The sequence below is a fragment of the Qipengyuania oceanensis genome (genome assembly GCF_009827535.1).
Classification (GTDB): Bacteria; Pseudomonadota; Alphaproteobacteria; order Sphingomonadales; family Sphingomonadaceae; genus Qipengyuania_C; species Qipengyuania_C oceanensis.
On the sequence record NZ_WTYN01000003.1, the window covers coordinates 62299 to 79665 of the forward strand.

The 17367-nt window shown below is 61.3% G+C and carries 21 protein-coding genes and 1 tRNA gene; 14 read left to right on the forward strand and 8 right to left on the reverse strand.

Annotated elements, in window-relative coordinates; all coding sequences use genetic code 11:
- Positions 1-31 precede the first annotated feature (31 nt).
- From GRI48_RS12080 to GRI48_RS12090, 3 genes are read left to right on the forward strand one after another with little or no spacing between them, the layout of a single operon-like run.
- The gene (locus GRI48_RS12080) at positions 32-253 is read left to right on the forward strand and encodes a hypothetical protein (protein ID WP_237451941.1); all 222 of its coding nucleotides are present in this window, start codon (positions 32-34) and stop codon (positions 251-253) included.
- Entirely contained in the window at positions 253-1431 is a 1179-nt protein-coding gene (locus GRI48_RS12085; protein ID WP_160676594.1) for a nucleoside triphosphate pyrophosphohydrolase family protein, read from the forward strand. The genes GRI48_RS12080 and GRI48_RS12085 overlap by 1 nt, the downstream gene beginning before the upstream one ends.
- A complete protein-coding gene (locus GRI48_RS12090) occupies positions 1428-2129 on the forward strand; it encodes a uracil-DNA glycosylase (protein WP_160676597.1) in 702 nt (233 codons plus the stop codon). The genes GRI48_RS12085 and GRI48_RS12090 overlap by 4 nt, the downstream gene beginning before the upstream one ends.
- On the opposite strand, the gene GRI48_RS12095 is transcribed toward GRI48_RS12090, so the two are convergent.
- The 5 genes from GRI48_RS12095 to GRI48_RS12115 form a co-directional block, all read right to left on the reverse strand.
- The gene (locus GRI48_RS12095; protein ID WP_160676600.1) at positions 2099-2887 is read right to left on the reverse strand and encodes a thymidylate synthase family protein; all 789 of its coding nucleotides are present in this window, start codon (positions 2885-2887) and stop codon (positions 2099-2101) included. The two genes, GRI48_RS12090 and GRI48_RS12095, sit on opposite strands and share 31 nt — an antisense overlap.
- Positions 2859-3335, reverse strand: coding sequence for a C1 family peptidase (locus tag GRI48_RS12100; protein ID WP_237451942.1), 477 nt, complete (start codon positions 3333-3335; stop codon positions 2859-2861). The genes GRI48_RS12095 and GRI48_RS12100 overlap by 29 nt, the downstream gene beginning before the upstream one ends.
- A 210-nt stretch (positions 3336-3545) precedes the next feature.
- The gene (locus tag GRI48_RS12105) at positions 3546-4556 is read right to left on the reverse strand and encodes an ImmA/IrrE family metallo-endopeptidase (RefSeq protein WP_160676606.1); all 1011 of its coding nucleotides are present in this window, start codon (positions 4554-4556) and stop codon (positions 3546-3548) included.
- A gap of 3 nt (positions 4557-4559) precedes the next feature.
- Positions 4560-4937, reverse strand: coding sequence for a helix-turn-helix domain-containing protein (locus tag GRI48_RS12110; protein ID WP_160676609.1), 378 nt, complete (start codon positions 4935-4937; stop codon positions 4560-4562).
- On the reverse strand, positions 4934-5272 hold the full coding sequence (locus GRI48_RS12115) for a hypothetical protein (RefSeq protein WP_202389344.1): 339 nt from the start codon (positions 5270-5272) through the stop codon (positions 4934-4936). Before GRI48_RS12115 ends, GRI48_RS12110 begins: the two co-directional genes overlap by 4 nt.
- A 286-nt stretch (positions 5273-5558) precedes the next feature.
- Here GRI48_RS12115 and GRI48_RS12120 point away from each other — a divergent pair, with 286 nt between their 5' ends.
- Positions 5559-6347, forward strand: coding sequence for a helix-turn-helix transcriptional regulator (locus GRI48_RS12120; protein WP_160676612.1), 789 nt, complete (start codon positions 5559-5561; stop codon positions 6345-6347).
- On the opposite strand, the gene GRI48_RS12125 is transcribed toward GRI48_RS12120, so the two are convergent.
- Both GRI48_RS12125 and GRI48_RS12130 read right to left on the reverse strand, forming a co-directional pair.
- Positions 6344-7657 carry a tyrosine-type recombinase/integrase gene (locus GRI48_RS12125; RefSeq protein WP_160676615.1) on the reverse strand — a complete coding sequence of 438 codons (1314 nt, stop codon included), beginning with the start codon at positions 7655-7657 and terminating at the stop codon, positions 6344-6346. The genes GRI48_RS12120 and GRI48_RS12125 overlap by 4 nt on opposite strands.
- 159 nt (positions 7658-7816) lie before the next feature.
- Positions 7817-7906 (reverse strand) — tRNA-Ser (locus tag GRI48_RS12130).
- Positions 7907-8177: 271 nt separating this feature from the next.
- Here GRI48_RS12130 and GRI48_RS12135 point away from each other — a divergent pair.
- The 3 genes from GRI48_RS12135 (at position 8178) to thiC (ending at position 12354) form a co-directional block, all read left to right on the forward strand.
- The gene (locus GRI48_RS12135; protein WP_160676618.1) at positions 8178-8972 is read left to right on the forward strand and encodes a DUF1134 domain-containing protein; all 795 of its coding nucleotides are present in this window, start codon (positions 8178-8180) and stop codon (positions 8970-8972) included.
- Between the two features lie 89 nt (positions 8973-9061).
- Positions 9062-10237, forward strand: a complete 1176-nt coding sequence (locus GRI48_RS12140) for an amino acid aminotransferase (RefSeq protein WP_160676621.1) — start codon at positions 9062-9064, stop codon at positions 10235-10237.
- Positions 10238-10482: 245 nt separating this feature from the next.
- Complete coding sequence (thiC, locus tag GRI48_RS12145; protein ID WP_160676624.1) at positions 10483-12354, forward strand: phosphomethylpyrimidine synthase ThiC; 1872 nt, start codon at positions 10483-10485, stop codon at positions 12352-12354.
- A 226-nt stretch (positions 12355-12580) separates the two neighbouring features.
- Here thiC and GRI48_RS12150 read toward each other — a convergent pair whose 3' ends face one another.
- The gene (locus GRI48_RS12150) at positions 12581-13153 is read right to left on the reverse strand and encodes a lipocalin family protein (RefSeq protein WP_160676625.1); all 573 of its coding nucleotides are present in this window, start codon (positions 13151-13153) and stop codon (positions 12581-12583) included.
- 80 nt (positions 13154-13233) lie between these two features.
- Here GRI48_RS12150 and GRI48_RS12155 point away from each other — a divergent pair, with 80 nt between their 5' ends.
- From GRI48_RS12155 to GRI48_RS12185, 7 genes are all read left to right on the forward strand, one after another.
- On the forward strand, positions 13234-13794 hold the full coding sequence (locus tag GRI48_RS12155) for a hypothetical protein (protein ID WP_160676628.1): 561 nt from the start codon (positions 13234-13236) through the stop codon (positions 13792-13794).
- The gene (locus tag GRI48_RS12160; protein WP_160676631.1) at positions 13791-13955 is read left to right on the forward strand and encodes a hypothetical protein; all 165 of its coding nucleotides are present in this window, start codon (positions 13791-13793) and stop codon (positions 13953-13955) included. The genes GRI48_RS12155 and GRI48_RS12160 overlap by 4 nt, the downstream gene beginning before the upstream one ends.
- Positions 13956-14009: 54 nt before the next feature.
- Positions 14010-14381: a TIR domain-containing protein gene (locus GRI48_RS12165; protein WP_160676634.1), complete on the forward strand. Its 372-nt coding sequence runs from the start codon at positions 14010-14012 to the stop codon at positions 14379-14381.
- Positions 14382-14388: 7 nt separating this feature from the next.
- A complete protein-coding gene (locus GRI48_RS12170) occupies positions 14389-15375 on the forward strand; it encodes a caspase family protein (RefSeq protein ID WP_160676637.1) in 987 nt (328 codons plus the stop codon).
- A gap of 610 nt (positions 15376-15985) precedes the next feature.
- Entirely contained in the window at positions 15986-16291 is a 306-nt protein-coding gene (locus GRI48_RS12175; protein WP_160676640.1) for a RidA family protein, read from the forward strand.
- 19 nt (positions 16292-16310) lie between these two features.
- Positions 16311-16478 (forward strand): RidA family protein, encoded by a 168-nt coding sequence (locus GRI48_RS12180; protein ID WP_160676642.1) that lies wholly within the window; start codon positions 16311-16313, stop codon positions 16476-16478.
- Between the two features lie 200 nt (positions 16479-16678).
- Positions 16679-17260: a fasciclin domain-containing protein gene (locus tag GRI48_RS12185; RefSeq protein ID WP_160676644.1), complete on the forward strand. Its 582-nt coding sequence runs from the start codon at positions 16679-16681 to the stop codon at positions 17258-17260.
- Positions 17261-17367 lie beyond the last annotated feature (107 nt).

Below are 17367 nucleotides of genomic sequence, written 5' to 3' on the forward strand. Positions count from 1 at the left end.
TTCCAACCAAAGATGATCGCTTCCATTTTTCATGAAAACATGGTTTTATGTTTTCATGAAAAAACTGGACAGTTCGGATGATTGCGGGGATGAACATCTCCAGGTTCAGGTGCCGACTGCTACCAAGCGCGACTTGGGGCAGCGTGCGCTCGATAGTCGCGAACCAATCCGAATGGTCGTGCTGAGAGCCTTGGCTGCTTATGGTGTGGTGGTGCCTGAGGGCGCGATTGCAGACCGGCGGAAGCGCACCTGATGGAGGACGACTTTCAGGCGCTGACGGTCGACCAATATGCCCGCGAAGCAGCTCGGACCGATCAACGTAAGGGTTCCGGTACAGTCGGGTTCACAATGCTCGGCCTCTTCGGCGAAACAGGCAGCCTCCTCGCCGAAGCCAAGAAGAAGCAGCGGGATGCCGCTTCCTATCTCGGCTATGCCGAAGCAGTCGCCGAGGAGATCGGTGACGTGTTGTGGTATTTGGCAGCTATCGCACAGCGTCACCGCCTGGCATTGAGTGACATTGCAGCCGCCGCGCTCAAGGCCGATGGTTCTTACGCAGAGGGCACGAACGAAGCACTCAGTCTCCACGCCCTACAGCCTGCACATATGCCGCTCGCAAAAGCGCCCATGCCCGAGTTCGAACACAGCCTGCTTGCCCTGGCCAGCGAAGTCGGGCTTCTGGCGCGCGAAATCGAAGGCGGCAACTCGACGCGGCACTGCGAGGATGTCGCCGAAAGACTTGTTGCGATTACGCGTTGCCTCATTCGCGCTTCGACCGACTCGGGCATCACCATCGAGGCCGCGGCGATCAAGAACCTGCAGAAGATTTTCGATCGATGGCCACGTGAACGCATCTACCCGCCGGCCTTCGATGCCGACAAAGACGCCGAAGAGCAGCTGCCTCGCTCGATACAGATCGACATTTACGAGCGCAAGGTGCGTGGTCAGGACTATGTCTTCCAGCGTTCGCGCGGCGTCTATGTCGGCGACCGACTGACCGACAACGCCATCGAACCTGACGACTATCGGTTCCACGACGTATTCCACTACGCCTATGTCGCGGTGCTGGGCTGGTCACCGGTGATCCGCGCCTTGCTGCGCCTCAAGCGCAAGAGCGACCCGAAGCTGGACGAAGCCGAGGATGGCGCGCGCGCGATCCTGATCGAAGAAGGTGTCACGTCGTGGCTATTCGGCCAAGCGCAGCAGCTCAATTTCTTCGAAGACGTCAAACGAGGCGGACTTCCGCTGGACATGCTCAAACATGTCCGCCAATTCGTCGCTGGTTACGAGGCTGACCGCTGTCCGCTGTGGCTCTGGGAGGAAGCAATTCTCCAGGGATACGCGGCCTTTCGCTTCCTCCAGAAGAACCGACGGGCGCGAATTACCATCGATTTCGCCCGCCGTCGCTTGCGTATCAAGGAGTTGCCGCAATGACCCCCAAGACCTTCGTATCGGCATTGGCGGCCGCGAAATTGCCCTCGGTGTTCAACCCATGGCGCGACCGCTGTTCCATCCATGACCGGCGTGATGCCGCGGCACGGCGCCGCTCCAACCTCCAGGGCATGCTGGAAGCAGCTCTCGATGCGCATGTCGAAACGATCTGGATTGCCCGCGATCTTGGCTATCGCGGCGGACGCCGCACTGGGGTGCCGTTGACCGATGAGGTGCATCTCACCCATGCATCGGCGCTGATGGGTGGCATCGCGTTGGAGCGTGCCACGCAGGGGCCGGAAATTGCCGAACGCACCGCCGCGATCGTCTGGCAGGTGCTTGGCAGGATCGGACAGCCTGTCATGCTTTGGAACGTCTTTCCCTTCCATCCGCACGATGCGGATGATCCCATGTCCAACCGCTGCCATAGCCGCGCCGAGCGCGAGGAAACCTGGCCGCTCCTCCAGGCGCTGGTATCGATGGTGCAGCCCAAGCGCATCGTCGCGATCGGGCGAGATGCACATCTTGCTCTCGCTGGGCTGGAGACGGAAGTTACCGCGATCCGCCATCCAAGTTATGGCGGACAGCGCGAATTCATCAACGGAATGTACGGCCTCTACGGGATTGCGGGCGACCCGGTCGGTTCACCAGAACTGCCACTCGGACCTCGCTACGCAGAGACTGCCAAGGCCTTGGCTTGATCGCAAGCCGTGAGCAGATCTGCAATATCTCCGCGATTCCATTTTCCGTTCTTCACATCGATCGTGGCATGCGTTGAAAGGATCGTGAGCGGCCCCATTGCAATGCCTGTTTCCTCTGCCACAAACTGCTGCAGGCGGCCAAGGCCGATCAGATTGCCGAGCAGCTTTTCAATATAATAGTGATTGCGATACATCGCGGTGAGTGCCAGCCGACGTTCATCGCCATCGCCAATCAGCTTGAAGCTCGCGAAACTAAGGCATTGTCCGCCATAAGGCGACCCATCGACATCGCGCAGCGGATCAAACACGCTGAGTTCAAACTTGTTGAGCGCCCGCACAGCCGGGTCTTTCAGCCGCCCGATGATCTCGGTCAACTGGTTTAGCGGATCGCCTTCCGGCTGTGGAAGTTGCATCATCCGCTCGAAATAATAACCGGACCAGCTCTTCTTTCCCGGCGAGCGGACCTTGGGCAGAACATTGTCCGTAAATCGCGTAAAGAACGCCGGAGACCCATAGCGCCGATAAAGCGCCGCCGGAAAGATCGTGTTTGCGACCGTCTCGATGCGCTTGGTATCGCGGTTTTTGAGGAAGGCGTCGACCAGCGCGACCACTGGATCGGACAGATCCGCCCGAGCCAGCGGGTCGGCAACATCGATCAGGACATTGTGCTCGTGATGGCCAGGTCTTGCATTCACCAGGCGGACGGCTTCACGCCAAGCCGAGACGCAATCAGGCTGCGGCGGCACGGGTAGATACATCGATATCCTCCGTTAGAATTGCTGTCGCGAACAGGCGCGGCTTCAGGAATTTCTCAGTCAGCCAGGCATGGCCGTCCACACCCCAGCCGGCGCCCCAGCTGTTGCGGATCAGGATTGCGTTCTGGCCGGCGGCCTGGCCGTGGCCCACCGCCACGGTTGCATGGCGCAGGCTTGGATCGGGTTTCTCGTCATTGGCCGGATCGACCACACCTTCATTGGCCGGTGCGAAGAACGACTGCGACAGGGTCGAAAGCAGCATCACCGGCTTCCTGCTATCAAGGGCCTCGACAATCGGGCCGAGATCGATTGCGGCGGGTCCTCCCTTCCTGCCGAAACGTGGGCCCACGTCAGATGGCGGCGTCCAGTGGACGGGATTGTCCGGCACGGTATCGAGATAGGGCCATCCGCTTTCCGCAGGTTGGCCGTCGAGCCGCAGGGTCTCCAGCATAGCTGAAAGCGTGGCACCCTGGTCATGTCGCCGCCCGCTGCGCTGCTGCGCTCGGAAGAAGGCATATTCGCAAGACAACGGAGTCCATCCCTCGCGTAAACCGGCATGGGTGTCGCTCGCCGCGAAGGCAAGACAGGTCGGTCGCGCACCTTGATCGCGCACAGGCCCTAGGAGTGGCCGCAGGTCGGTCGTTATGTCGATCATGGGAAGTCAGGCGGCCTCGAGCAAATGGCGCCGTTCGGCTCGGGAAAGGCCTTCCTGTTCCGGCCCGGTGAAATCAAAATCTATCGTCAGGCTCGCATTGGCCGTGGCTGGTTGCCACGGGCGCCTCTCGTTGAGCGACATCCGTCCTCGTTGAGCGGCTTCTGGCGCTGCGGTCACCCGCCGGACCACTGGCCCGCCTACCGCTTCGGTGTCGAATGCCTCGCGCTCATCGCGCACCACCGCAAACCCACTCGCCATCAACTGGTCGAGGTCCCACAGAAATCCGCCGCCAGAATGTTCCTTCAGGCGTAGGACGAAGAGGTCATTGCGGCTGCCATCGATCCGCGCGCCCTCATCGCGCTCGGTCAGCAGCCAGACATCGCCCCGATAGTCGGCAGGTCGGTAGTCATGCAGCAGATCGACCTTCAGGCTGCGCGGCTTAGTCTCGAGCAACTCGCGCATGTCAACATCCGAAATGAGTTTGTAGCGGGAGAGCGTTCTGCAGGTCGCTTCGTAGCTGGCCCCAATCCGCAGAGAGAGCTGATAGGCGATGTTGGGCCGACGCAGTTCATCGACCGTCCAGCCCTGCCGCGCGCAATGAAGCGCGATCAGCCATTTGGGCATCATGAATGCGATGGCGAATGCGTCGGCTTCCGTTTCTTGGAACTGATTGCCCGGTTCGGGGCTCATCGGCATGCGCCGCAAAATGCTTTCATCATCCAGGCTGGGTTCGTGCCGCATGAAGAAATGACCGAGCTCATGCGCGGCGGTGAAGCGCTGGATGCTCATCGGCCGTTCGGTGGTAACGAGCACGCCCGGGGCCGGCGAACTGAGATAAGCTCCCAACAGGCCCTTGAGCGGCCGTAACAGCAGCGGAAGATCGAGCGCATGGATCGCGCCGAAGACATCGACGTTGCCGCCATGCCCCCCGATCAGCGCCTGCGTGTCGAGACGGCGATGCAGTCTGCCGGCAGCCATCGCGCCCGCGCGAACCGCACTGTCATAGTCGCTCGCCATGGATCAGGCCTGCTCCCCGGCCGAACGCGAGCGTAGATACTCGGCGAAGCGGCCAAGCTCCGCGCGGTCCTCGCTCGAAAGATCCGCCACACGCCGCGCCAGATGCGCAACGTCGGGCGGCAGACTTGCCGAAGCTTCGTCCTCGCCAGTGAAATAGGCGACCGACTGCCGATAGAGCTTGGCAAGGCGCGTTAGCTCGATCGCCTCGACGCGGCGCTGGCCACTCTCGATATCGGTTAGTGCCGTGCGCGGAATCTTGAGATAGCTCGCCACTTCGTCCTGCTTGAGGCCGAGATATTTTCGCGCATCGCGCAGACGATTGCCCAGGCGTTGACGTTCCATCGCGTCAACGCTTTCCTGACTGATAGCCACATTGCTCATGGCTTGGCTCCCTTCTTTTTGACCCAGACCTTTTCGATCCGAGGCACGACATGAGCGAGCGCCTCTTCGATCGAATCATATCCCCCTGTCCGCACGATGTTGTCGCGCAACTCGAAGCCCACAACGGTCTCTACGGCGCACAGCGTATCAACGACCGATAGCGAATCGAGCGGCACCGCAGCCTTCATGGTTACCGCCTGATCCTTGGGCAGGGAGATACCGCGCAGCTGCGCTTCGATCTGCGCTACGGAGAGCAGCTCATCGGTCAGCGCCCTGATCACAGCGGCCTTTGGAAAGGCCGTCACTGCAGGAGCGGGAGGGGCAATGGTCGCCATAGAAGCCTCGCATGATTAAGCTACATTCTGTTTCTATAATGTCGGAATATCCGACATACAATCCAATTTTTCGATGCGCTACGCTGTCAGCGTGTGCGGAGGCTGAAAGGCAGATAATCGCGTTCGCCGCTTCCGTAGGAGATTGCCCGGTCAGTCGATCATTGGTGACGCCCGGCGTTCATCGATTCGATGTCCGCTCTTGGGAAATCGGCGAGAAAGGGCCAACGACTGAGTTTGGGGCGCGAAGCTGCCTTCCGTTGCGAAGATCTTCTGCTAGCCTATTTCAATGACCGATAGAATTCCTCCGTGGTCGCCATACGAAGGGCGGACATCATTGGTCTCTGATGGTCGCACTGCATTGACTGCTGCTTTCGCGGACGTGGTGCGTGTACGAGCGGGCTTCGCTTCCCATGAGCTGCCGGAAATATTTTCAGCTCCCGCTGATGATGGTGAGAATGACGCTGCTCGCGATCTTGTAAGGCACGATGCCGAACATATGACGCGAATGTTCGTAAATGGTCGCATAGCCACTTTCGCGCGACCGCTGGGTGGTGGCGATGTCGTTGCCATTTCACCAACCGCTTGGGAAATCGACGACCCGCTTAACCGTTTCGCCACCGACGCATTGAATCTCGATCACTGGTCGGAAATTGAGTCACCGCCCTCCCATCGTATCTTTATCGACCGACCACAATTCGACGAATGGCTAGCCGGGTTGAAACCGCTAGGCTTTCTAACCAGTCGCCAAGTCGAGGAGATCGTCGATCCACAGTTGCGCGCGCAACGAGCCGTCGCCGAGCGACGATGGAAAAGTGAGCTTCCGCAAAGCGCGAGCCTGGAATCTGATAAATCCTACAATAAGCAAGGCGCAGGTGATCCCCCAGGCGTGGGTCCGTTATTGCTTACCGTCAGCGAGGTAAGTGAACTGATCGGTAGAAGTACTTCGACAATCTACGCCGACGTGAAAAAGGGAGCTTTTCCGGAAGGCATCAAACTGGGCTCAAGCACCAGGTGGAAGAAAACGGAAGTTCTGGCATGGATCGAAGAGCAGGCCGGGAAGCGCGGAGATCGTTAGCGCCGCTTGCGACGCGGACTATCAATAATTTCTTCGGGTGTGATAGCGCCTTCAAGAATCATGTCGGCCCAGCGCTGAGCGAGTTCTCGCCGGCGAGGCATATATGCGGCACGGTTGTAGCGAAGCTCGCTGGCGCTCATGCCCTTCGGCGTATGTGCGAGCATCAGATCGATAATCATGCGATCGGCGAGTAACCGCACATCGCTGCCAAGATCGCGCTCGGCCTGTTCGTTCATTATGGTTGAAAAGCTGGAGCGCCAGCCGTGTGGCACGTGCAGCCCCTTGTAACCTTCCCGGTTGTACAAATACCCGATAGCGTTCTCGCTGATCGGCTTGAGCCCCGATCGCGCACCCGGGAAGACGAATGGCGATCGTCCCGTCAACCAGCGGACTGCCCTAAGTGCTTCGACCGCTTGGGCGGAGAGCGGGACCGGGTGCTCAAAGGCTTCGTCGCTACGAAGTTGAAGTTCCTGCTTAATTTTCTCAGCCGGCACCTTCCATAATGCCGTGCCGCTTTCCGAACTGCTGTCGCCCCAGTCGATACCGGTTATGTCTTCCCACTCCATGAAACGGACCATGCCGGGGCGCTGCGCCGTCAGCGCGAGTAGGCGACCTGCCAGACGATTGACCGGCGAAGCGCCAGCACGGTCGATGTCTCCTATCAGGGTCCGGATTTCGTCTATCTTCGTCAGGGCTGGGTATCGCTTCGATGGCGGTAACGGCTTCAGCGCATCATTGATATCGGTCGCGGGGTTTTCGAGCTTCGCGCCCTTTGCGTTGGCAAAGCGGTAGATGGCGGCCACACGCTGCTTGATGCGCCGGGCCGTCTCGATAGCCCCACGGTTTTCGATCTTGCGCAAGATCGACAACAATAAGGGCTTGTCGATTTCGTCCAGAGGCATTGCGCCTAGGTGAGGAAAGACATCGCGTTCTAAACTGGTGATTACATCGTTCGCGTGAACCGGTTTCCAGCGGTCAATCTGCAATGCATGCCATTCGCGGGCCACATTTTCGAACGACGCTGCCGGTTCGTTTTGGCCCACCAGCCGGTTACGCGTGGCCCTGTGCCGAGGGTCGCGGCCAGCGCGTAGAATTTTTTTCGCTTCGTCGCGCTTTTCACGAGCATCGGCCAAGGACAGTTCGGGGTAAGCACCTAGGGTAAGGAGGCGTTCTTTCTTGTCGAAACGGTATTTATAGCGCCAACTTTTATGTCCGCTCACTGCTATGTGCAGGTGCAAACCGCGGCTGTCGGCAAGCTTGTAAGCCTTTTCTCTCGCCGCAGCCGCTCGCACCGCCTTGTCCGTTAACATCCGATACCCCCAATACCTTCGGGCCGTTACCCCCAATTTACCCCCACCTTCGTTCGGCTAGGGATGGGCAACGCTGGACAATATAGGAGTCGGAAACGGCGGAAATGTAAAGCTTTCCGCACGAAATTGGAAAGGATTGAAAGGCCCTAAAAAGGCCGGTGGCGGAGACGGAGGGATTCGAACCCTCGATACCCTTACGAGTATGGTTCCTTAGCAGGGAACTGGTTTCAGCCACTCACCCACGTCTCCGCATCGCATGCGCGTACCGCGCGGTGGCTTTGCGAGGGCGCGCTATAACGGGCGCGCAGGGTGCTCGCAAGTGCCAGTCTCCCCACATGGACACACGGGCCGAAACCCCTTCCTTCTGCGACCACGCCGCCGCGCTTCGCCGCTGCATGGACTCGATTCGCCGCAAATCGGATTCGGTTCATCGCCGCGCAATTGCGAATGGCCGAGCCTGCGATTCTGTTGGTCGCGGATCGATCCGCACCGTCTGTTGCACCGGGCAGGGGAATTACGAATGACATTGCGCCGCCACTTGAACTCGCTCGCCGCCGCGCTCGGCGTGGCTGCCTTGGCATGTGCTGCTCCCGCAGCGGCCCAGATGCAGACGATCGACCCCAATTCCCAGATCGATGCCGATCTCGAGCCTGGTTATCAGCCGGGCGCTCAGGACGATGGAGTCACCTATTCGCCGACCCCGCCGGTCGGCGCTTCGCAGGATGCACCTCTGCCGGCGACCGATGCGCCCGACGCACCTGCCGCGCCTGCATGGTCGGACCCCGCGCCGAGTGCCGGGCAGGCGACGGTTACAGCTGCGGCCGAGGACGACACGGTCTATGCCGAGGACGACCTGATCGGAGCGGCCGAGGGCGTATTCGGCAAGGGTGCCGAGGGTGTCGCGCGGATGATCGAAAACCTGCTCGAGAAGCAGGGCAAGCCCAATGCCTATATCGTCGGGCGCGAAGCGGGCGGCGCGTTCATTGTCGGAGCGCGCTACGGCTCGGGCACCCTGTTCCACAAGGTCGAAGGCCAGAAGCCGGTCTACTGGACCGGCCCGTCGATCGGTTTCGATGCCGGCGCCAACGCCGCCCAGACCTTCGTGCTGGTCTACAACCTCTACGACACCGACGAGCTTTACGAGCGCTATCCGGCCGGTGGCGGCGAGGCCTATGTCGTGGGCGGAATGACCGCGAGCTATTTGCGCAAGGGCGATGTCGTGCTGATCCCGATCCGCGTCGGCGCGGGTCTCAGGCTGGGCATCAACGCGGGCTACATGAAGTTCTCCAAGGAACAGCGCTGGCTGCCGTTCTGACGGGGCAAGAATTACTGCCTGCCATCGCGCACGGCCCACTTTGAAACCGGTTGCGGTAACTGCCCTGCGCAGGCAATAGCCCGCGCGTCATGCTCAACACGCTCGCTCCCCAGCCGCCCGACGCGCTCCTTGCGCTGATCAAGCAATTCGAAGCCGACGACCGGTCCGACAAGATCGATCTAGGCGTCGGCGTCTATCGCACCGGCGAGGGCGATACCCCGGTGTTCGACGCGATCAAGAAAGCCGAGCATCGCCTGCACGAGGAACAGACGTCCAAGGCCTACCTCGGCCCCGAAGGCGACATGGGCTTCGTGAATGCGCTGATGCCTTACCTGTTCGGCAAGGATGCGACCCGCGGCGGGCGCATCTCCGGGATGCAGACGCCGGGTGGCACGGGAGCCGTTCGCCTGGCCCTGGCGCTGGCGCAGAAGGCGGGCGTCACCCGTGTCCACCTCGGCCTGCCCAGCTGGCCCAACCATGCGCAGATTCTCAAGGATCTCGGTCTGGAAACGGTCGGTTTCGACCATGCGAGCGCGGACGGCAGCGCGGATCTCGACGCGGTGCTCGCGGCGATCCGCGGCGCGCAGGCGGGCGATGCGGTGCTGCTGCACGCCTGTTGCCATAACCCGACGGGCATAGACTACACCGACGAGCAGTGGGATCAGATCGCCGCAGCGCTGGCGGACAGCGAGGCGCTGCCCTTGATCGACATCGCCTATCAGGGCCTTGGCCGCGGGATGGAGGAGGACGCCTATGGAATGCGCGCGGTCCTCGCGGCGGTTCCCGAAGCGCTGATCGCGCAAAGCTGCGACAAGAACTTCGGCGTCTATCGCGACCGCGTCGGCGCATTTTACGCGATGGCCGAGCAAGGCTCGCAGATCGACGCGATCATGTCGAATGCCGCCGCGCTCGCGCGTGCGAACTGGTCGATGCCGCCCGATCACGGCGGCGCGACGGTGCGCATCATCCTGCGCGACGACGAGCTGACCGGGCTCTGGCTCGACGAGCTCGAAACGATGCGCGCGCGTCTCAACGAAGTTCGTGCGAAGCTGGCCGAAGCAGGGACCGCCGGATCTGTCGACCTGTCGCCGATCGGCAAGCAGAGCGGGCTGTTCTCCGTCCTGCCGCTCGCCAAGAGCCAGATCGAGACGCTGCGCGACGAGCATGCGATCTACATGGCCGGGTCGGGCCGGATCAACGTGGCCGGCCTGCACATGGGCAATATCGACAAGTTCGTCCAGGCGCTCGCATCCGTCACCAGCTGAATTCGGGCGCCGGGGGCCGTGCCGGCTTTACCTCGCGGGTCGACCGGCCTACATTGCTGTCATCCCCGGGGAGCGAGCTTTGGCCGTCGCGATGTTTCGCAATGGCCTGACACAATCGCTGAGAGGGACAGGTTGCGCTGTCCGACCCGTCGAACCTGAACCGATTAGCATCGGCGGAGGGAGTGGCTGGTCGCTTGGCAATCGTGACCAGAAATCCGCTCTCCTGTCGTAAGGAGAGCGCAGACATGGCCGACATCAATAGCAAATTCGACATCGGGGTGACCACCGGCCCGATCCGCGGCAGCCGCAAGGTCCATGTCGGCGCGCGCACCGGCTCCGGCGTCCGGGTCGCCATGCGCGAGATCGACCTCGAGGGCGGCGAACCCAGCGTGCGCGTGTACGATACCTCCGGCCCCTATACCGATCCCGAGGCGATGATCGATATCCGCGCGGGTCTCGAACAGAAGCGCCGCGAATGGATCATGGCGCGCGGCGACGTAGAGGAATACACCGCCCGCGAGGTGAAGCCCGAGGATAACGGCCAGCTCGGCCCCGATCGTTCCGGCGGCGTCCCCGCGTTCCCAAATGTCGCGAAGACCGTGCTGCGCGCAAAGCCCGGCATGAACGTGTCGCAGATGCATTATGCGCGCCGCGGGATCATCACGCCCGAGATGGAATACGTGGCGGAGCGCGAGAACGTCGGCCGCGCCAGGCTCGCCGAAACGCCCGAAGGCAACAGCTGGGGCGCTTCGATCCCGCTCGAGATCACGCCCGAGTTCGTCCGCGACGAGGTCGCCCGCGGCCGTGCGATCATCCCCAACAATATCAACCACCCCGAGACAGAGCCGATGGCGATCGGGCGCAACTTCCTCGTCAAGATCAACGCCAATATCGGCAACTCTGCCGTCGCATCGGATGTGGCGAGCGAAGTCGACAAGATGGTCTGGTCGATCCGCTGGGGCGCGGACACGGTCATGGACCTCTCGACTGGCCGCAACATCCACGACACGCGCGAATGGATCATCCGCAACAGCCCCGTCCCCATCGGCACCGTGCCGATCTACCAGGCGCTGGAAAAGGTCGGCGGCATCGCCGAGGACCTCACCTGGGAAATCTTCCGCGACACGTTGATCGAGCAGGCCGAACAGGGCGTCGACTATTTCACCATCCACGCCGGCGTTCGCCTGCCCTATGTCCCGATGACCGCCAAGCGCGTCACCGGCATCGTCAGCCGCGGCGGCTCGATCATGGCGAAATGGTGCCTCGCGCATCACAAGGAGAGCTTCCTCTACGAGCGCTTCGACGAGATCACCGAGATCATGAAGGCCTACGACATCGCCTATTCGCTGGGCGACGGCCTGCGCCCCGGCTCGATCGCCGACGCCAATGACGAGGCGCAGTTCGCCGAGCTCTACACGCTGGGCGAGCTCACCAAGCGCGCCTGGGAGCAGGACGTGCAGGTGATGATCGAAGGCCCCGGCCACGTGCCGATGCACAAGATCAAGGAGAACATGGACAAGCAGCTGGAAGCCTGCGGCGAAGCCCCCTTCTACACCCTCGGGCCGCTCGTCACCGACATCGCGCCGGGTTACGACCACATCACCAGCGGCATCGGCGCCGCGCAGATCGGCTGGTACGGCACGGCGATGCTCTGCTACGTCACGCCCAAGGAGCACCTCGGCCTGCCCGATCGCGATGACGTGAAGGTCGGCGTGGTCACCTACAAGCTGGCCGCCCACGCGGCCGACCTCGCCAAGGGACACCCGGCGGCGCAGGTGCGCGACGATGCGCTGTCGAAAGCCCGTTTCGAGTTCCGCTGGCGCGACCAGTTCAACCTCAGCCTCGACCCCGACACGGCCGAGCAATATCACGACCAGACCCTCCCCGCAGAAGGCGCCAAGACCGCCCACTTCTGTTCTATGTGCGGCCCGAAATTCTGCTCGATGAAGATCACGCAGGAAGTGCGCGACTTCGCCGCGAAGCAGAACAGCGAAAGCTATCTCGCGGCGACGGCTCCGGTCGAAAACGCCGAGGAAGGCATGCAGGAAATGAGCCGTGTCTACGAAGAGACGGGCCGCGAACTCTACATGGGGCAGGGCGACCGCGAACACGACTGACGGGGCATCGCCCAGGAGAAACGGCCTTCGGGCGGCCACCGTTTAAGTGGCTGCCGGAGAGGTGCTGGGCATGATGGGTGGCCCGGTCGAACGCTGTTACGTGCGGGGGCCCTTCCTCTCTTGCGAAACGCGCCAACCCGGTGCCGTTCGGTGCCACCGCCCCGGCCTCGACCGGCTCCCGTGCTTGCTTGCCGCCGACACAGAAAGCGCTCGCTGGTCGGCACCGCTAGCCGGCGACCGGTTGCTGTGTCAGTCGCACCAGCGACCAGTCGTAGCCCAGCTCCTTCACGCGCTGTTCGAGCAGGGTGCGCGTCGCAGCGTCGGGCTGCGCCTCGCGGGTCAGCATCCACAGATAGCGCCCGCTCGGCTCGCCGACGATCGACCAATCATACAGGCCGTCCGCGCCTTCCGGCCCGCGATCGAGCACCCAGTAATCGCCGTAGAAAGGACCGAAGAAGCTGACCTTGAGTTTCGCGCCCGCGCTGTCCTCGACGATCTTGGCCTTGCCGGTCGACTGGTCGAATTCGCCGTCGAGGCTGCCCTTGTAGCAGGAATTGACGACCTTGATCGTGCCGTCGTCGCGCATCGAATACTCTGCGGTCACGCCTTCGCAGCCCTTCTGGAAAGGCGCTTCGTAGCGGCCGTATTCGTACCATTTGCCGAGATAGGCCGTGGTCGAAACGGGTTTCGCAGGGTTGGGCACGGCGGTGTTGCCGACCGGTCCCGGCGTGCCGACACAGGCGGCGGTGGACAGGGCCAGCGGTATGGCGGCGAGTGCGGCGAGAAGTTTGCCATTCATGGCCCGCTCAACCCGCGCAAGGCCGGCCGGTTCCGCATCTTCCCGGCGCACTGCGAGCGGCTTGGTGCTATGGTCCGGGCGTGAGCGAATATCTCCTCTTCTTCGCCCTCGTCCTCGGGCTGAACCTGCTGCCGGCCTTCGGGCCGCCGACCTGGGCGATCATCGCGCTCTACGCGTTCGAAGGCGACCTCGAGCTAGTCCCGCTGGTGGGCCTCGGCGCGCTGGCGGCGGCGAGCGGGCGCTTCCTCCTCGCCCACGCGACCCGCGCGCTGGGAACGCGTTTCCTCTCGGAACGGATCAAGCGCAATCTCGATGCGGCGCGCGATGTGCTGGAGCAACGCCGCCGCAACGGCCTGCTCATGCTCGGCCTCTTCGCGCTCTCGCCGGTGCCGTCGGCGCAACTGTTCGAGGCCGCGGGCCTTGCACGCCTGCGCCTGCTGCCCTTCACCGCCGCCTTCTTTGCCGGACGAGTGGTGAGCTACACGATCTACGGCCTCACCGCGAAGTCGATCGGCTCGACCAGCATGGGCGAGGTGCTGCGCGAGGGGATCAGCAGCCCGCTGGGTATCGCCGTGCAGGTCGCCATGCTCGGGGCACTGGTGCTGCTGGCGCGGGTCGACTGGAGCAAGCGGCTGGGGTGAGGCGAGGGCTTGCCGAGACGCGATTTCGCGGCGAGCAGTATGGCGAGAACATCAAGCGCGAGACCTTAGCCGAAAAGGCCGCGGAAGCGGAGAAAGGTATGGAGGAGATGAGCGAGGTTTATCGCGAGAAGGGCGAGAAGTTGTATTTGCCGGAGGAATAGTCTTGACAACTATCAGTGTAGCCCCATCTCCATCCAGTTTCAGGGAGATATATTATGGCAGATAGAAAAACGATCTTCGTGGCCTTCGCGATGAAAGACAAAGCGCAGCGCGACCTGTTGAGGGGACAGTCACTCAATACTGATTGCCCTTTCGAGTATATCGATATGTCGGTTAAGGAGCCCTACGACAAGGATTGGAAAGAGCGCGTGGCCACCCGCATTCGCCGCTCTGATGGCGTTATCGCTCTGATAAGTGAGAATTCGCTAGCATCAAGCGGCCAGAAGTGGGAAATTTCATGTGCCAAGGGCGAGGGTGTGCCGCTCCGGGGTTTTTGGGCCTACACAAATGACCGAACGAATGTAGAAGGCGTGAACACAAAGGTGTGGACCTGGGACAACATAACCGCCTTTATCGATTCGCTCTGAGGCAAATATGCGTCGGGCCCTCGTAGTAGGAATTGATCATTATCAATACTTATCACCGCTATTCGGTGCGGTGAACGACGCCTATTCTATTAAAGCGATGTTGGACCGCCATGCTGACGGTTCGATTAACTTTCAGACGAATCTTTTGGTTGGAACCGATCAAAAGGATGTATTATCTCGTCACCAAACAAAGGAAGCAATTCGAGAACTCTTCGCGGGTAAGGGCGAGGTCGCGTTCCTGTATTTTGCTGGGCACGGATATATAGAAGCGACTGGCGGCTATTTATGCGCTGGTGATTGTAAGACTGGCGACGATGGCGTTTCTTTGTCTGAAATTTTGATTTTAGCGAACAAGTCCAAGTTTCTCAACCGTGTTATCGTTCTCGATAGCTGTCATAGCGGAATTGCTGGCGATCACCCGGCACAGCCTGCAATGACTGAAATCGCAGACGGCGTGACAATATTAACTGCCTCGACCGCCGAGCAGTACGCGCAGGAAGAGAATGGCCAAGGTATCTTCACTAATCTGATGGTAGACGCTCTTGGTGGGGCAGCTGCAAATCTCGTGGGAGATGTAACGCCCGGCGGCGTGTATGCGCATGTCGACCAATCATTAGGGACTTGGGGCCAGAGACCCGTTTTCAAAACGAATGTTGAGCGGTTCATATCGCTCCGTAAAGTTAGACCTCAGATCCACGTTGAGCATCTACGAAGAATCTCTGAGTTTTTCCCTGAACCGGATTTTGAATTTGCACTCGATCCATCATTCGAACCTGAGCGCCCAGAATTCAAATCGGCGGACGCGCCGGATCTACCCGCACCGTGTTCCGAGAATAATGCTATCTTTGCGATATTGCAGGACTTTAATCGGGTTGGTCTACTTGTGCCGGATGGCGCACCACACATGTGGCACGCAGCAATGCAAAGCAAAAGCGTCCGGCTAACAGCCCTCGGTGAGCATTACCGCCGCCTCGCCTCTAAAGGCCTGATATAGAGCGATGACCGAAGTAGCTTTCCATAATAACGAAGATCGCTTGCTTTTGGAGGAATTGGCAAGCTTAGAGCACGAGCGATGGGCGCATTGGCAAAAATATCTTCACGAACAGTGCGAACGAATGTCAGACGGGTCACTCAGGATTCCTTCGCATCTAGTGAACAAATGGGAATTGCAAATTGCAACACCCTATGAGGACTTAAGTGAGAAGGAGAAAGAAAGCGATCGGGACCAAGTCAGGCGATACTTACCGCTCATTTTGGATCGTTAGCCTGTTAGCAATTCCCTGAAACAACATTCGAGTAATTTTGGGGACACAATACTACCGCCCCAGCCTACCAACACCCGGCCCAGCGCCTGCAGGAAGTTCGACCAGACCGCATTGTCGAACCGCGGCGGGCCTCGCCCCACTCGGTCCATCCCGGCGCGCAGGTCCGCCGTGACTGCGCGGGTGACGCTTAGCATACCTTTGGCGCTGCCGAAGCTGGTTCCGTCCAGGGGTTAACCGTCCAACCTCTCCCTCTCGCCCCGCCATCCACTGCAAGCCTTGTCCTTCGCCTCGTACGGGCGCAGTCTCTCGCCCGGTTGCCAAAGACCGAAGGGGGATTCGATGAAACTGTACCTGTCACGCCTGGCCATGACCGGCCTGGCGCTCGCCGCGATCGCCGCCGCTCCCGCAACGGCGCAAGAGCCCAAGCAAACGCTGATGCCCGAGAACGAGGAGGCGCGCGCCTTCCAGCAGGAGGTCGGCTATTCCGACGCGGTCATCCACGGCGACACGATCTACCTGTCGGGCGTGGTCGCCGGCCCGGCGCCGGGCGACGAGGGAATGCAGCCGGCCTTCACCCGCGCATTCGAGCACCTGACCCGCACGCTCGAACGGCTCGGCGCGACCTGGGACGACGTGCTGGTGTGACACTTTCCACAACGGGCCGATGGGGCCGCAGCTGGACGCACTGGTCCCGGTCAAGAACCGCTACATCACCGCGCCATTCCCGGCATGGACGGCGGTTGGCGTGACCGAGCTGTACGAGCCGACCGCGCTGGTCGAGATCCGGCTGACGGTCCGCAATCCGGTCGCCGGGCACGCCGCAGGACACTAGCCCCCGGGGTTTGCGAAACCTGCGGCCGGATGTCGGCGATCGCGGATGTGTCATGCCGTCCGGAGCGGAGTGGGCCGTCCGGAACAACCCATCATTTGATACGTTGTTTCGGCAATGGATCAGTCGGCGTCGTGAGCAAAATCACGGCGCCTTTTGACTGGCCACGCATCCAACCCACACCAGAAGAAAGTATCAGCGACATGAAGAAGTTCACGATTGCACTGACCGCCACCGCCGCCGCAATGGCGCTTGCCGCCTGTTCGCAGGAAGCCGACGACACGACCCCGGTCGCAACCGAAACCGCCATGGCCGACGCCGGCACGACGACGGACGCCGGCACGATCGTCGAAGTTGCACAGGGCAACAACGATTTCTCGACGCTGGTATCGGCCGTGACCGCTGCCGGCCTGGGCGAAACGCTGTCGGGCACCGGCCCCTACACGGTGTTCGCGCCGACCAACGCGGCCTTCGAGAAGATCCCGCAAGCCACGCGTGACGAACTGATGAGCGAAGCCGGCAAGGAAGACCTGACGGGCATCCTCACCTACCACGTCGTCGAAGGTAACACCGACGCGGCCACGCTGACGAAGGCGATCAAGGATGCCGGTGCCGACGGCTACACGCTGACCACGGTCAACGGCGCGACCCTGACCGCCATGATGGACGGCGACAACGTCGTGCTTCGCGATGCCGCCGGCAACACCGCGACCGTGACCGCCACGGACGTCGCAGCCTCGAACGGCGTCATCCATGTCATCGATACGGTGCTGATGCCCTCGTAAGCAGGCGCACACCGCGAACGAAGAGGGCGGCCCGCGAGGGTCGCCTTTTTTGTGTGCAAAGAGCACTCGTTGCGGCTGCTCGGAACGAGCGGGAGCCTGCGCCCATA

Excerpts from the sequence above, each read along its gene's own strand:
- GRI48_RS12150 (WP_160676625.1), bottom strand. The coding sequence starts at position 13,153 with ATGAATGGCAAACTTCTCGCCGCACTCGCCGCCATACCGCTGGCCCTG.
- GRI48_RS12140 (WP_160676621.1), top strand. The coding sequence starts at position 9,062 with ATGCTCAACACGCTCGCTCCCCAGCCGCCCGACGCGCTCCTTGCGCTG.
- GRI48_RS12135 (WP_160676618.1), top strand. The coding sequence starts at position 8,178 with ATGACATTGCGCCGCCACTTGAACTCGCTCGCCGCCGCGCTCGGCGTG.
- GRI48_RS12170 (WP_160676637.1), top strand. The coding sequence starts at position 14,389 with ATGCGTCGGGCCCTCGTAGTAGGAATTGATCATTATCAATACTTATCA.
- GRI48_RS12185 (WP_160676644.1), top strand. The coding sequence starts at position 16,679 with ATGAAGAAGTTCACGATTGCACTGACCGCCACCGCCGCCGCAATGGCG.
- GRI48_RS12105 (WP_160676606.1), bottom strand. The coding sequence starts at position 4,556 with ATGGCGAGCGACTATGACAGTGCGGTTCGCGCGGGCGCGATGGCTGCC.
- thiC (WP_160676624.1), top strand. The coding sequence starts at position 10,483 with ATGGCCGACATCAATAGCAAATTCGACATCGGGGTGACCACCGGCCCG.
- GRI48_RS12110 (WP_160676609.1), bottom strand. The coding sequence starts at position 4,937 with ATGAGCAATGTGGCTATCAGTCAGGAAAGCGTTGACGCGATGGAACGT.
- GRI48_RS12115 (WP_202389344.1), bottom strand. The coding sequence starts at position 5,272 with ATGGCGACCATTGCCCCTCCCGCTCCTGCAGTGACGGCCTTTCCAAAG.
- GRI48_RS12165 (WP_160676634.1), top strand. The coding sequence starts at position 14,010 with ATGGCAGATAGAAAAACGATCTTCGTGGCCTTCGCGATGAAAGACAAA.
- GRI48_RS12090 (WP_160676597.1), top strand. The coding sequence starts at position 1,428 with ATGACCCCCAAGACCTTCGTATCGGCATTGGCGGCCGCGAAATTGCCC.
- GRI48_RS12125 (WP_160676615.1), bottom strand. The coding sequence starts at position 7,657 with ATGTTAACGGACAAGGCGGTGCGAGCGGCTGCGGCGAGAGAAAAGGCT.
- GRI48_RS12120 (WP_160676612.1), top strand. The coding sequence starts at position 5,559 with ATGACCGATAGAATTCCTCCGTGGTCGCCATACGAAGGGCGGACATCA.
- GRI48_RS12175 (WP_160676640.1), top strand. The coding sequence starts at position 15,986 with ATGAAACTGTACCTGTCACGCCTGGCCATGACCGGCCTGGCGCTCGCC.
- GRI48_RS12095 (WP_160676600.1), bottom strand. The coding sequence starts at position 2,887 with ATGTATCTACCCGTGCCGCCGCAGCCTGATTGCGTCTCGGCTTGGCGT.
- GRI48_RS12080 (WP_237451941.1), top strand. The coding sequence starts at position 32 with ATGAAAACATGGTTTTATGTTTTCATGAAAAAACTGGACAGTTCGGAT.
- GRI48_RS12085 (WP_160676594.1), top strand. The coding sequence starts at position 253 with ATGGAGGACGACTTTCAGGCGCTGACGGTCGACCAATATGCCCGCGAA.
- GRI48_RS12100 (WP_237451942.1), bottom strand. The coding sequence starts at position 3,335 with ATGCTGGAGACCCTGCGGCTCGACGGCCAACCTGCGGAAAGCGGATGG.
- GRI48_RS12180 (WP_160676642.1), top strand. The coding sequence starts at position 16,311 with ATGGGGCCGCAGCTGGACGCACTGGTCCCGGTCAAGAACCGCTACATC.